This window comes from Allobaculum fili (genome assembly GCF_020969955.1).
Taxonomy (GTDB): domain Bacteria; phylum Bacillota_I; class Bacilli_A; order Erysipelotrichales; family Erysipelotrichaceae; genus Allobaculum; species Allobaculum fili.
In genome coordinates, this window is record NZ_JAHDSX010000058.1 from 1 (window position 1) to 11,842 (window position 11,842).

Sequence of the window (11,842 nt, forward strand, 5' to 3'; positions counted from 1 at the left end):
AGGATGATTTTTTCAACAGGTAGAAAATCATCCTTTTCGTCATGCCTGAGACGCAAAATATAAGAAATGACAACGCTCATGAACAGGGTATACGATTTTTATCCCTCCTTAACTTAATGACATTGGGTGGTCTACGACAATAAGCAGGCTTTCAGCCATCACGCAACGGATCCAGCAGGAAACGGGCATCTCCAGAACGCATACGACCTTGTAAGGCTGCACAAGTTCGGCGATGACAAAGAGTCCATCAAAAAAATGAACGAACTGGCGTCCAACGATCCGAGGGTCCGCAGAGAGATGGATAAAAGCCTTTTCGAGGACTTTGGGGATATCGACCCGAGCGATGACGAATCGGACGAGTCCGAAACCATGACGGAAGAAGACATCGTTCAGGCCAATCTTAGGTGGTCGGCCAATCTGGAAAGGGATGCGAAGACGCAGGCCATTCTGCCTACCGTCCGCAATCTCGAAATGATTTTGGCCAACGACACCCGAATCAAAGACGGCATCGGCGGATATAACGAGTTTTCATGCAGGCACGAAAAGTTCGGATCGCTGCCGTGGAAAAAGTTTGACCCTAGAAATCCGGGATGGACAGATGCCGACGACGCTGGACTGCGAAGCTTCATAGAAAACAGCTACGGAATATGGCATCGGGCAAAACTTGAGGACGCCCTCAGCGTAGTTACTCAGCGCAGGCGATTCCATCCAATCCGTGACTATCTCGATTCGCTTGAGTGGGATGGGGAGACCAGGATTGAAACCCTGCTTGTGGACTACATGGGCGCAGACGACAACGCCTACGTCCGAGCCATCACACGGAAACACCTTGTAGCGGCGGTCGCCCGCATTTATCAGCCGGGCATCAAGTATGACTACGTGCTGGATCTGGTTGGAGACCAGGGCATCGGCAAGAGCCAGCTAATCGAACGGCTGGCCACAAAGCCGGAGTACTTCACCGACAGTATCCAGTTCGATCGCAAGAAGCTTGTCGAGAGCACACAGGGCAAATGGCTCTGCGAGATCGGCGAAATGGCCGCAGCCAAAAAAGCCGATGAAGCGGACCTGAAGGCGGCTATCTCCGCCACGCAGGATACCGTCCGAATGGCCTACGCCAGAAACCCGCAGACCTTTTTGCGACAGTTCGTCCTGTGGGGATCGACTAACGAGGGAATCCACCTGAAAGACCAGACCGGAAACAGACGCTTCTGGCCGGTGGACTGCCACCCTGAAAAACGCAAGCACAGCCCGTATGAACTGAAAAAAGAAGAGGTGGACCAGATATGGGCCGAAGCAAAATCCTGCTGGGAAAAAGGCGAGAATCTGCACCTTTCCGAGGATCTCGAACAGATGGCCAAGGAAGCCCAGGAGGCGCACACCTTCGTATCAGAAGAAGAAGGTCTGATCACGGACTTTCTGGAGCGAAAAATCCCAAAGGGCTACTACGGGATGGACGAGAGCCATCGTCGGGACTGGTATCTCAACAACGACACCAACGATACAGAAGAACGAGGATTCGTCTGCGGAACAGAAGTATGGGTAGTCTGCCTGGGTCGTCGCAAAGAGGATTTCAACCGAGCGGAACAGATTCGCATAGGGACGACGATCGCAAAGGCCGGATGGAAACGCGGCGAGAGGTCGCGGCAGGATGCGCTGTATGGGCGCCAGCGGTATTTCTGGCGGCAACCAAACGATCAAGTGTGACCCCTCCAGTCTTGTCCCGGCTTTGTCCCGGCTTTGTCCCAGCTTTGTCCCGCTTAATTTTTCCTTTATCTACAGTCTATTCACAGTCTATGGGACAAGTGGGACAAGGAAACAGACTAAAACTTTATTCAGACAGCTATAGAAAATATACAGGCCCTGATATAGGAGCTGAGACGTTTTTTGAAAATAGCGCATAGCCGTATAGGAAAAAACTTGTCCCACTGTCCCAGTTGTCCCAAAGCACCTAAAACGACGATATGTAAAGGGCTTTGCCCGGGACAAGGAGATGGGACAGGTTGTCCCGGCTTACAGGAGAAAAGAGAAATGAACGAACTTGAAAGAGATGTTGAGCAGTATCTGGTTCGAAAAATCAAGGACGCCGGAGGGCTTTGCTGGAAATTCGTAAGTCCAGGCACTCGAGGCGTGCCGGATCGCTGGTGTGTTCTGGCCGGAAAGCAGTTCTTCGTAGAGCTCAAGAAGCCAAACGCCCGACGCAGATCAGACGAGAAGCTTCAGGCGCACAGAGCCGAGCAGATCAAAGAGCAAGGGCTTAAGGTCTACCGAATCGCATCCAAACCGGCTGTAGATCTGCTGCTTAAGTGGATCATCGCAGGACATCTGCCAAAGCCCGAGCGAATTGAAGTGCTATGACGGCCTTTAAGCCCCATCCCTACCAACAGCGGGGTGTCCGGTGGATTCTTGACCATCCAAGCTGTGGGCTTTTTCTGCCGATGGGAGCCGGCAAGACCGCCACAACCCTGACAGCGGTTGAGTATCTGCTTCGCACAAGCTTTGAGTCATGGAAAGTTCTGGTGATCGGACCGAAGCGGGTCATTGAAACGACGTGGCCCGGCGAAATCCAGAAGTGGGACAACCTCGCCGGCCTGAGGATTTCCGTCATCGCAGGAACTCCAAAGAAACGAGAAGCGGCCGTCCATGCCGAAGCGGATATCTACCTGATCAGCAAGGAGAACGTTGTCTGGCTGGTGGATCTGATCGGCAAAGACTGGCCGTGGGACACGGTTGTCATCGACGAATTATCGACATTTAAAAATCCCAAGTCCAAGCGTTTTCGGGCCTTGCGGAAGATGCTGCCGATGATCTCCAGACTGATCGGCCTGACCGGCACGCCATCACCCAAAGGCATCCCCGACCTGTGGAGTCAGATATACCTGATGGACAGGGGCGAACGGCTTGGCCGGACGCTTGGCGCCTTCCGAACGGCTTACCTCAAACCGGGGATGACCAGCGGACACGTTGTCTATAACTGGTCTGTCCAGCCTGGAGCCTCCGAGGTTATCCAGAAACGGATTTCCGATATCTGTATGTCGATCGATCAGGCCGAGTATGCGACCCTGCCAGACTGCCAGATGATTGATATCCCTGTAGATCTCGGATCCGATCTGAAAAAATATCAGGCTTTCAAGAAAGAGCTGGTGCTGGATGTCGGAAGCGAAACCATTGCGGCGGACAGCGCCGGGGTGATGTGCGGCAAGCTGCTTCAATACACATCGGGAGCGATCTACGACGAGGACCACAATGTCCACGTCCTCCACAAGCACAAGCTTGAATCCCTCTTGGAGCTGATGGAGTCAGCCAACGGCCAGCCTGTGATGATCTTTTACTGGTACCAGCATGAGAAAGCCAGAATAGCGGAAGCGCTGAAGGGCTACAAAGGCATGGATGTCAAAGACAAGGGGGCCATCCAGAAATGGAATCGTGGTGATCTTGGTTATCTTCTGCTTCAGCCGTCATCAGCCGGCCACGGACTGAACCTTCAGAAAGGCGGACATATCGCCATCTGGTACAGCCTTCCAAACTGGAATCTTGAGCTGTATCAGCAGGCTAATGCCAGGATCTACAGGCAGGGACAGAAAGAAAAGGTCCTGATCTATCACCTGATGGCAAAGGGGACAATCGATCAGGACATGCTGAAGGCTTTGAAATCGAAAGAGATAACGCAGAGGGATCTTCTGGATGCGCTGAGAATATGAGAGGAAAAACATGGCGACTCAACGAAGTTTTAATACCGAACCCCGACTGGAGATGTCATTCAAAGACAACTGCTGGGTGGCTTCATGCGCGGGCCACGAACTGAAACGATTTAAGAAGAAAGCGAACTGCTGTCTGTACCTTTTCGATTCCGCAAAAGATGATGTCAGTGAAATGGCGGCGGCACTCGGCATTCAGGCGAGGACGCTAGTCCGACGATGGGATAAGGAGCTGAGAGAACGTGTCAAGGCGCAGGCGCAGGCGAAGATCTGAAGAGTTCTCACAGGGCTACCTTCTTGCTATGGCTCATGCCGTGATCCTGCTGCATAGATCCGGCTGGGGAAGCAAGAAGCGGCTTCCTGCTTTTGCGGATGAGATGCTGGACACACTCAACGACTGGCAGGACGGCGGCCACGGCTATCGAGAGAGCATTAAAAAACTCGAAAGCCTGACAGGAATTCGAGTAGAGAAAGGGGCAGAAAGATGAGGGCATGTGAAGTGCGAGAGGTTAAGCGAAGGCTGGAGTCCTATCGAGATCTCCTGATCATGGCTAACGAAAAAGACAGGGAAGCGCTGATGCTTCAGGAGAAATACGAAAGCATGGCCACTCCTGGAGCAATCAGTTACAGTCACGAGCCAAGCGGATCCGGAAAGGCAAAGGAGTCTGTCTATCTTGAGATCTTCAGTGACCAGCTTGAGGCAGAGCGCAAAGCGGCGCAGTATCGCTTTGAGGCTGAGCAGATCAAGAAGTTCATTGATCAGATCGAGGATGAAGCAAAAGAGATCATGATCCGTGCATACATCAACGGCGAACGGTACTGGAAGATCGGAGAGAGCCTGAACTACTCGAAAGACGGCATCCGAAGCAAAATCGACCGCTGTCTTTCGCGAGTTCCGTCCTCTCTGGCAGAAGCAAGCGGTTTGATCTGACTTGCACGCAGGGGGCACGGTTTTACATGCTAAAATGATAGTGTCGAAAGTCGTCCAGAAATGGGCGGCTTTTCTTTTGCCGGATTGGCTGAGTGGATTAAAGCAGCTGTCTTGAAAACAGAGGATCCGTAAGGGTCCGGGAGTTCGAATCTTCCATCCGGCGCCATATGGCGGCTAGTAGCTCAAGCGTAGAGCCCTCTGAGGGGAGATCCGGGTTCAAGTCCTGGCTTGCCGCCGTCTTCTGAAATGCGTATCCGAACCGTCCGATTTCTTTCTCTGATACCGCAGGCCCGAAGCGGCTGTGAACAATTTTTTCATGCAGTGACGGGATCGGGTACGTTTTTGAGAAGAAAGGAGGTCTGAGAGATGACTGAAAAACAGAAACAGTTCTGCGATGAATACTTAGCCAACGGTCTGAACGCCACTCAGGCCTACCTGGCTGTTTATAAGAACGTGAAGAGCGAAGATGCGGCTAGAACAAACGCGTCGAGACTGCTAACAAATGCTAACGTCCGTGAATACATCGACGTCGCCCTGGCAAAGATCCATGACGAGAAAACGATGGATGCCAAGGAGGTCATGGAGCGTCTGACGGCGATCGGGCGCGAAGAAACAACGGATCAGCTGCTGACGATGGATGGCGATGTTAAAGAGGTCAAATCCAAAACGCAGGATCGGATCCGGGCGCTTGAACTGATCGGCAAAGCCTACGGCATGTTCAAGGACAAAGTCGAAATGGAAGTCGCTACGCCTGTCTTTGCAGGAGAAAGCGATCTTGAAGACTGAGAAGATCTACCTGCCGGACATTGTCGGAAAAGGCTATAAGACGTTCTGGAATTTCAAAGGTCGCTACCGGGTTGTCAAAGGCAGCCGAGCGTCCAAGAAGTCCAAGACGACGGCGCTCTGGTTCATCTACAACCTGATGAAGTATCCCGGATCCAACCTGCTGGTTGTCCGCAAGACGTACAGAACGCTCAAAGACAGCTGTTTTACGGATCTGCAGTGGGCCTGTCAGCGTCTGAAGTGCTCCCGCTTCTGGGAATTCAAGCTGTCGCCTCTGGAGGCCACATACAAGCCTACCGGGCAGAAGATTCTTTTCCGTGGCCTGGACGATCCGCTGAAGGTTACGTCGATCACAGTGCCTGTCGGATCTCTTTGCTGGGGATGGATCGAGGAAGCGTATGAGCTGACCAGCGAAGAAGATTTCAGCACGCTGGATGAGTCGATCCGAGGCGAACTGCCTGACGGACTCTGGAAGCAATGGACGATAACATTCAACCCGTGGAACGAACACCATTGGCTTAAAAAGCGCTTCTTTGACGCGCCTGAGAGCGAAAACATCCTTGCCCTTACCACAAACTACCTCTGCAACGAATGGCTGGATCAGAGCGATTTGGAGCTCTTTGAGGACATGAAAAAGCGCAACCCGAGGCGCTATGAAGTTGCTGGCCTTGGCAACTGGGGAATCGTGGATGGTCTTGTTTATGAGAACTTCCACATTCGGGAATTCGAGATTACCGACATTGGAGACGCAGTCACCGTAAGCGGTCTGGACTTTGGTTTTACCAACGATCCAACCGCTTTTTTCGTGGGCTTCGCTGACAAGGCAAATCGAAAACTCTGGGTGTGGGATGAGATCTACGAAAAGGGCATGACCAACAGCCGGATCTATGAGCGGATCGAGGCTCTGGGGTATCGCAAGAACAGGATCATTGCCGACTGCGCAGATGCGAAGTCAATCTATGAACTGGCCAGAATGGGCCTGAAAATCAATGGATCAAGAAAAGGCGCCGACTCCATACGAGCCGGCGTTCAGTTTATCCAGGACTACGAGATCATCATCAAGCCGCGCTGTGTGAACTTCATCACGGAGATTCAGAACTACCAGTGGGCCAAGGACAAATTCGGCAGCTCGATCAACAAGCCGATCGATGATTTTAACCATTTGATGGACGCCATGCGCTATGCCATGGAGCCCATACAGCGCGGATCTGTGAAGGTTCGCTCGATCAAAGGAGGATTCTAAATGAGTACCAAACGACCATACCAGCTTCCGGAACCTCTGATTTGCGAGACGGATGTGAACCTTGACTATGCATTGGTCAAGCGGTTTATCGACAAGCACGCCAGCCGAATGCAGCGTTACAAGTATCTTGAAGAAATGTACAAAGGTTTCCACAGCATCTATCAGCAGCCAGATAAGCCGGACTGGAAGCCCGATAACCGGCTGGCGATCAATTACCCGCGCTACATCACAGAAACGTTTCTGGGATACGCCTACGGCATTCCAATCAAGGAAAGCCATCCAGATGATACGGTAGCCGAAGCCATGCGCGAATTTCAGAACGAAAATGAACTGTCTGATCATGAATACGAGCTCTTTCAGGATGTCTGCATTTATGGCCATGCTTTCGAGTACCTCTACCAGGACGAGGAAGCAAAGACCAGAATGACAGTCTGCACGCCGAAGGAGCTTTTTATCGTTTACGACGATACAGTCCGAAACAGAGCCTTGTTTGCGGTTCGCTATGCCGTTCATGAGATTGAAGGCAGCCAGGGCGAGCTTTTTGGCGAAGTGCTGACCAGAGACCAGATCATCCGCTTCGACAAAGGGAACTTTACTGAGACGCTCGACAATCCATACGGACTGATTCCGGTTGTCGAGTATCTGATGAACCGTCAGCGCCTTGGTCTGTATGAGAACGTCACCGGCCTGATCGAAGCCTATAACCGGGCAATCGGTGAAAAAGCCAACGACGTTGACGCTTTTGCAGAAGCCTATATGAAGCTGATCGGCGTGGACATCGACGATGAGGAAGTGAAGCGAATCCGTGAAAACCGGATCATCAATCTGCCAGTATATGGCGATACGACGGGCACGCAGGTTGATTTCATGGCCAAGCCGACAGCTGACTCCACGCAGGAAAACCTGCTGGACCGTCTGGATCGGCAGATCTACCAGATCTCGATGGTGGCCAACATCAGCGATGAATCGTTTGGCAACGCAACCAGCGGAACCGCCCTGGCTTACAAGCTTCAAGCCATGAGCAATCTGGCCAGCGGTTTTGACCGCAAGATCGAAAAAAGCCTGCGCAAGCGCTACAAGATCTGGTCAACGCTTAAAACGAACGTGAGCGATGAGAACGCATGGAAGGAACTGCAGGTAACAACAAGCCGCAACCTTCCCAAGAATCGCCTGGAAGAGGCACAGACAGCCGCACAGCTGTCCGGCATCGTCTCCCATGAAACACAGCTCTCATTACTCTCGATCGTGTCGGATCCGAAGGCAGAGCTTGAGAAAATCGAACAGGAACAGGAGCCTCAGCCGCTCATGGACTTCGATTCTCACCCGTCTGTAACCTCGAAAGAGGAAGGCAGCCTGGAAGAGCCGGAGGGCGGCTATGGCCTCCAGTAAGTACTGGTCGGAGCGTGAGGCGGACTGGACGAAGGAGTGCCAGGCAAACAATGTGCAGTGGGATCAGGAGCTGCAGGACATCTATCAGACGATGAGCGATGAAATCAGTGAACAGATTGCGGTGTTCTTTCAGAAGTACGCGGATGAAAACGGCCTGACCTATGCCCAGGCGAAACAGTATCTGGATCGGACCGATATCAGCTACTATTCCCGTCTGGCCAAACGCTACTGTGAAGATGCAGCCAAAGACATGGCAGCGGGAACGTGGGCGCATGACGCAGCGAAAAGCTACTTCACGCAGCAGGCCAATCAAGAAATGAAGCGCTACAACACCGCCATGAAGATTGCCCGTCTGGATATGCTCAAGCGCCAGATCAGCCTGCGGATTGCCAACGCCCAGCGCAAAGCCTGCAGCGTCGTTGAGGACGCTCTCAATGACCGCATCCTGCAGACCTACACAAGACAGGCCGGCATTCTGGGCGATACGGTACTTACCAACCTGAAGCACGTAAGCACCATCGCTCACGCGTCCTTCCATGGAGCGACCTTCTCCGATCGGATCTGGGGCACCCAGCAGGCGAAACTAAAAAAAGTCCTGAACAAAGCGCTTCAGGACTGTTTGATTCTGGGAAAGGGTGCGGCACCGTTCACTAGAGAGCTAAAAAAGGCAACGGGGAAAACAACCCGAGAGTGCCAGAGGCTCATTTCGACGGAGCTGAGCCGGGTAAGAGTTCAGGCATCCCTGGATTCTTTTAAGGCCTGTGGATTCGATGAGTTCCAAATCATTGCCAATCCAGACTGCTGCAAAGAATGCCAGGCAATCAACGGGGAGCACTTCCCGCTGCCAAAACTGGCATCAGGCGAGAACGCCCCGCCGATGCATCCAAACTGCCGCTGCTCCATTGCCCCGTATGAAGCCAGAGACGAAGACGGCGATAAGGACTTTGATGAGGCTGCGTTCGATGAATGGTGCGACTACATGGAGAAGCATGAGGATGACCCGAATGCGATGACATGGGAAGAGTGGAAGAGCAGAAACCGTGGTATTGAACAAGAGCGTCCTATGGCTAACGGAGCGAGACGAAGTAATACTTATATTCTCTCTGAAAAGGAAATTGAGTTTATTAAAGGAGAGGCCGAAAACATTGGCATTCCACTTGATATATTGAGCTTTAATGAGGGAAACGTAACCGGTGTAAATGAGGTTATGGGATTGATCAGAATTAGAGGAGACGTTTTACCGGACAAAAGTTCAAATAACAATAGGGATTTGTTATCTGTGCGGGCTGTACTTGCTCACGAATATTATGGCCATTTTAAACACATCCCCTCTGAATATCCGATTGGAGATTGGAGGGATGAGTTCAGAGCTAGTTATGAAGCGGCATTAAATGCTCCGAATTTATCCGATGAAGACCGATCTAGACTTATAATAGATGCATATGAAAGGCAGAAAGAAGCAGGTGAGTTTAATGGCTACAGCGAAGAAGCAAAGCGAATTCTCTTTGGATGAGAAAAAAGCATTGACTTATAAACTTGATCACCCGGAGGAAAAAGTTGTTTGCCCAAGATGTGGAAAACTGTTGACGTATAAACGGATCGGCAAAAGCTCTGAAGCTCGCTGTGAAACAGAAGGCTGCATTCATGGAAGCGTGAGAGGAATATGAACTGAGATGCCATAACAGGCTCTTTGTTTTTCCAGAAAGGGAACTTAACATGCCAAAAGATGATTACAACAGAATTTTATTCTTGATCCTGTACGGTTTGTATGATGACCTGAGAAAAGGCAAACGGACTCAGCTAGATGAAATTTCGCCATCTGCTTTAGGAATCAGCGAATCGTATTGGCTGTCTGTGATTGAAGATGCAGTCAATGACGGGTTCGTTAAAGGGCCAACTTTCAAGACTACCAAATTCGGTCGAGTACCCAAAGATCTTGAAGAGATGACCATCACCCGCGATGGTGTGACCTTTCTCACAGAGAATTCGAAAATGAAAAAAGTGTATGAAGTCCTGAAAGAAACGAGAGATTGGCTTCCAATTTTTTAGCGAATAGTGAAAAGAGCCGCTAACAGGCTCTTTTTTGTTTGGAGGAATGAAATGACGAAAGAAAAAGAAGAACAAATTTTCAATGAACTGAAAGGCATCTCTTATCTCGATTGGGAAAAGGTTAAACGGATTATTGATATAGCCTTTCAAATGAAAATAAAAAGTGTCACGAAGACCGTGACACTCGATAGCTTTGATGCGGCAAAGAGTGAGATGTAGAAACTACTCTTCTACGATTTGGATAAAAATAGGATTGATTCTATAGGACTTCCCCTGGTAATGAATCCAGATATAATCAAGCTCGGTAAAGGTATCATTTTTAGAGGAGTCCTTTTTTGTCCATATCTCAGCGCCTTCTTCCAACCAGATATAAGGGCTTTGCCGGTATTCGCCCATAAGACATTCTTTATCTGCAGATAAATTAACCCAATGTCCTAATAAGCATGCGTACACATTTTTCACACACTTCTCCTTTCTAGCCATAAGAGAATTGTATACCCGTCTCAATCGAGGCGTTTTTTGTTTGGAGGAATGAAATGACTGACGTAATCGTGCTGACCGATGCGGATAAGATTTTCGGTAATATTCTGACCGGGATTATGCTCACATTCACAGTGTTTCTGCTGGTCGGCTTCATCTGCATTGGACTGAAAGTGCTGTGGAAGTTTTTCAAAATGCTCTGGGAGGATCTTAACGAATGATCATGATCGACACAGATCTGAAGACAGACATTCAGATTAAAGGCCATGCAGGCTATGCACCGGCCGGATCCGATATCGTCTGTGCGGCTGTCTCGATTTTATATGAGACGCTGAAAAGAATGCTTCGACCGGGACTGGATGGAACCGTAATAGAAGACGAAAACGGGATCAGAATTGAAATCAATCCGGATCTGGGCACCTGGGGAAGAGTTTCCCTGAATTACTTCATTACCGGGATTCAGATGCTGGAGAGGGAGTACCCCAAACATGTTCAACTGAAGATTGGGCGAGCGAATTAAGCTCGCTTTTTCTATGCCCAGGCAGGGACGGCATTAAAAGCTCTGGAAGGATCGTCCGACATGACGTTAAACCGGGGGGAATAAAGGAAATGGAAAAACTGAATCTTCAGCGTTTCGCTGATGAAGCAGAAAACGCCCAGGCGCCAGACCAGGGCAAACCGGCGGAAGAGACTAAAGATCCTTCTGCCGCAAAATACTCAGACGCAGATCTGGACAAGATCATCAGCGCCAAGTTCGCCAAGTGGGCAGCCGATCGGGATAAAGCCGTAGAGGACGCCCGCAAGGAAGGCGAAAAGCTGGCCAAGATGAATGCCGACCAGAAGAAAGCGTATGAGCTGGAACAGGCTCAAAAAGAGGCCCAGAGCCTCAAAGAACAGGTGGCCAAACTGGAGCAGGCACAGAAGCAGGCAGAGCTGAGAAAGAGCGCTGCAGAGATCTTTTCCCAGAACTACAAGCTGACCGTCACAAACGATGTTCTGGATTTCGTTGTCGGTAAAGATGCCGAAGAAACCAATGCGAATATTCAGAAGATGGCGGCACTGCTCCAGGCAGAAAGACAGGCAGGCGAAAAGGCAAGAGCGACTGGATCTACGCCTTTTGGAACATCCATCAATCACGAGCCCGCCAGTCCGTTCCAGAAGAAACTGGACAAATGGAAATAGGAGGAACCATGAACGAATTTAAACTTCAGCGCTTTGCGGAAGGTGATGGAACTAGTACGACAACCACACCGACAGGCGCAAACAATGAAA

At 50.6% G+C, this 11,842-nt stretch carries 16 protein-coding genes and 2 tRNA genes; 17 read left to right on the plus strand and 1 reads right to left on the minus strand.

Features of this window, described 5'->3' with window-relative positions; genetic code table 11:
- Positions 1–255: 255 nt before the first annotated feature.
- The 14 genes from Afil_RS09675 (at position 256) to Afil_RS09740 (ending at position 10,309) form a co-directional block, all read left to right on the plus strand.
- On the plus strand, positions 256–1,704 hold the full coding sequence (locus tag Afil_RS09675) for a virulence-associated E family protein (protein WP_230268356.1): 1,449 nt from the start codon (positions 256–258) through the stop codon (positions 1,702–1,704).
- A 324-nt stretch (positions 1,705–2,028) separates the two neighbouring features.
- A complete protein-coding gene (locus Afil_RS09680) occupies positions 2,029–2,355 on the plus strand; it encodes a PDDEXK family nuclease (protein ID WP_230268357.1) in 327 nt (108 codons plus the stop codon).
- The gene (locus Afil_RS09685; RefSeq protein WP_230268358.1) at positions 2,352–3,698 is read left to right on the plus strand and encodes a DEAD/DEAH box helicase; all 1,347 of its coding nucleotides are present in this window, start codon (positions 2,352–2,354) and stop codon (positions 3,696–3,698) included. The genes Afil_RS09680 and Afil_RS09685 overlap by 4 nt, the downstream gene beginning before the upstream one ends.
- 52 nt (positions 3,699–3,750) lie before the next feature.
- Positions 3,751–3,969 carry a hypothetical protein gene (locus Afil_RS09690; RefSeq protein ID WP_230268359.1) on the plus strand — a complete coding sequence of 73 codons (219 nt, stop codon included), beginning with the start codon at positions 3,751–3,753 and terminating at the stop codon, positions 3,967–3,969.
- Positions 3,970–3,997: 28 nt separating this feature from the next.
- A complete protein-coding gene (locus Afil_RS09695) occupies positions 3,998–4,183 on the plus strand; it encodes a hypothetical protein (RefSeq protein WP_230268360.1) in 186 nt (61 codons plus the stop codon).
- A 59-nt stretch (positions 4,184–4,242) separates the two neighbouring features.
- On the plus strand, positions 4,243–4,626 hold the full coding sequence (locus Afil_RS09700; RefSeq protein ID WP_230268361.1) for a hypothetical protein: 384 nt from the start codon (positions 4,243–4,245) through the stop codon (positions 4,624–4,626).
- 78 nt (positions 4,627–4,704) lie between these two features.
- A tRNA-Ser gene (locus Afil_RS09705) sits at positions 4,705–4,792 on the plus strand.
- Between the two features lie 4 nt (positions 4,793–4,796).
- Positions 4,797–4,862, plus strand: a tRNA-OTHER gene (locus tag Afil_RS09710).
- A gap of 130 nt (positions 4,863–4,992) precedes the next feature.
- Positions 4,993–5,412: a terminase small subunit gene (locus tag Afil_RS09715; RefSeq protein WP_230268362.1), complete on the plus strand. Its 420-nt coding sequence runs from the start codon at positions 4,993–4,995 to the stop codon at positions 5,410–5,412.
- On the plus strand, positions 5,402–6,652 hold the full coding sequence (locus Afil_RS09720) for a PBSX family phage terminase large subunit (RefSeq protein WP_230268363.1): 1,251 nt from the start codon (positions 5,402–5,404) through the stop codon (positions 6,650–6,652). Before Afil_RS09715 ends, Afil_RS09720 begins: the two co-directional genes overlap by 11 nt.
- Positions 6,653–8,041 (plus strand): phage portal protein, encoded by a 1,389-nt coding sequence (locus Afil_RS09725; protein WP_230268364.1) that lies wholly within the window; start codon positions 6,653–6,655, stop codon positions 8,039–8,041.
- Positions 8,028–9,554 carry a minor capsid protein gene (locus Afil_RS09730; protein ID WP_230268365.1) on the plus strand — a complete coding sequence of 509 codons (1,527 nt, stop codon included), beginning with the start codon at positions 8,028–8,030 and terminating at the stop codon, positions 9,552–9,554. Before Afil_RS09725 ends, Afil_RS09730 begins: the two co-directional genes overlap by 14 nt.
- Before the next feature lie 203 nt (positions 9,555–9,757).
- Positions 9,758–10,090, plus strand: a complete 333-nt coding sequence (locus tag Afil_RS09735; RefSeq protein ID WP_230268366.1) for a YjcQ family protein — start codon at positions 9,758–9,760, stop codon at positions 10,088–10,090.
- Between the two features lie 51 nt (positions 10,091–10,141).
- The gene (locus Afil_RS09740; RefSeq protein ID WP_230268367.1) at positions 10,142–10,309 is read left to right on the plus strand and encodes a hypothetical protein; all 168 of its coding nucleotides are present in this window, start codon (positions 10,142–10,144) and stop codon (positions 10,307–10,309) included.
- A gap of 3 nt (positions 10,310–10,312) precedes the next feature.
- On the opposite strand, the gene Afil_RS09745 is transcribed toward Afil_RS09740, so the two are convergent.
- Positions 10,313–10,552 carry a hypothetical protein gene (locus Afil_RS09745; RefSeq protein ID WP_230268368.1) on the minus strand — a complete coding sequence of 80 codons (240 nt, stop codon included), beginning with the start codon at positions 10,550–10,552 and terminating at the stop codon, positions 10,313–10,315.
- A gap of 74 nt (positions 10,553–10,626) precedes the next feature.
- Between Afil_RS09745 and Afil_RS09750 the strand changes: the two genes are divergently transcribed.
- The 3 genes from Afil_RS09750 to Afil_RS09760 all read left to right on the plus strand — a co-directional run bounded on the left by Afil_RS09750 (position 10,627) and on the right by Afil_RS09760 (position 11,752).
- A complete protein-coding gene (locus Afil_RS09750) occupies positions 10,627–10,791 on the plus strand; it encodes a hypothetical protein (RefSeq protein ID WP_230268369.1) in 165 nt (54 codons plus the stop codon).
- Complete coding sequence (locus Afil_RS09755) at positions 10,788–11,090, plus strand: ribosomal-processing cysteine protease Prp (protein WP_230268370.1); 303 nt, start codon at positions 10,788–10,790, stop codon at positions 11,088–11,090. The genes Afil_RS09750 and Afil_RS09755 overlap by 4 nt, the downstream gene beginning before the upstream one ends.
- Before the next feature lie 89 nt (positions 11,091–11,179).
- Entirely contained in the window at positions 11,180–11,752 is a 573-nt protein-coding gene (locus Afil_RS09760) for a DUF4355 domain-containing protein (protein ID WP_230268371.1), read from the plus strand.
- Positions 11,753–11,842: the final 90 nt, after the last annotated feature.

Excerpts from the sequence above, each read along its gene's own strand:
- Afil_RS09690 (WP_230268359.1), top strand. The coding sequence starts at position 3,751 with ATGTCATTCAAAGACAACTGCTGGGTGGCTTCATGCGCGGGCCACGAA.
- Afil_RS09685 (WP_230268358.1), top strand. The coding sequence starts at position 2,352 with ATGACGGCCTTTAAGCCCCATCCCTACCAACAGCGGGGTGTCCGGTGG.
- Afil_RS09695 (WP_230268360.1), top strand. The coding sequence starts at position 3,998 with ATGGCTCATGCCGTGATCCTGCTGCATAGATCCGGCTGGGGAAGCAAG.
- Afil_RS09680 (WP_230268357.1), top strand. The coding sequence starts at position 2,029 with ATGAACGAACTTGAAAGAGATGTTGAGCAGTATCTGGTTCGAAAAATC.
- Afil_RS09675 (WP_230268356.1), top strand. The coding sequence starts at position 256 with ATGAACGAACTGGCGTCCAACGATCCGAGGGTCCGCAGAGAGATGGAT.
- Afil_RS09760 (WP_230268371.1), top strand. The coding sequence starts at position 11,180 with ATGGAAAAACTGAATCTTCAGCGTTTCGCTGATGAAGCAGAAAACGCC.
- Afil_RS09735 (WP_230268366.1), top strand. The coding sequence starts at position 9,758 with ATGCCAAAAGATGATTACAACAGAATTTTATTCTTGATCCTGTACGGT.
- Afil_RS09700 (WP_230268361.1), top strand. The coding sequence starts at position 4,243 with ATGGCTAACGAAAAAGACAGGGAAGCGCTGATGCTTCAGGAGAAATAC.
- Afil_RS09740 (WP_230268367.1), top strand. The coding sequence starts at position 10,142 with ATGACGAAAGAAAAAGAAGAACAAATTTTCAATGAACTGAAAGGCATC.
- Afil_RS09750 (WP_230268369.1), top strand. The coding sequence starts at position 10,627 with ATGACTGACGTAATCGTGCTGACCGATGCGGATAAGATTTTCGGTAAT.
- Afil_RS09725 (WP_230268364.1), top strand. The coding sequence starts at position 6,653 with ATGAGTACCAAACGACCATACCAGCTTCCGGAACCTCTGATTTGCGAG.
- Afil_RS09755 (WP_230268370.1), top strand. The coding sequence starts at position 10,788 with ATGATCATGATCGACACAGATCTGAAGACAGACATTCAGATTAAAGGC.
- Afil_RS09715 (WP_230268362.1), top strand. The coding sequence starts at position 4,993 with ATGACTGAAAAACAGAAACAGTTCTGCGATGAATACTTAGCCAACGGT.
- Afil_RS09730 (WP_230268365.1), top strand. The coding sequence starts at position 8,028 with ATGGCCTCCAGTAAGTACTGGTCGGAGCGTGAGGCGGACTGGACGAAG.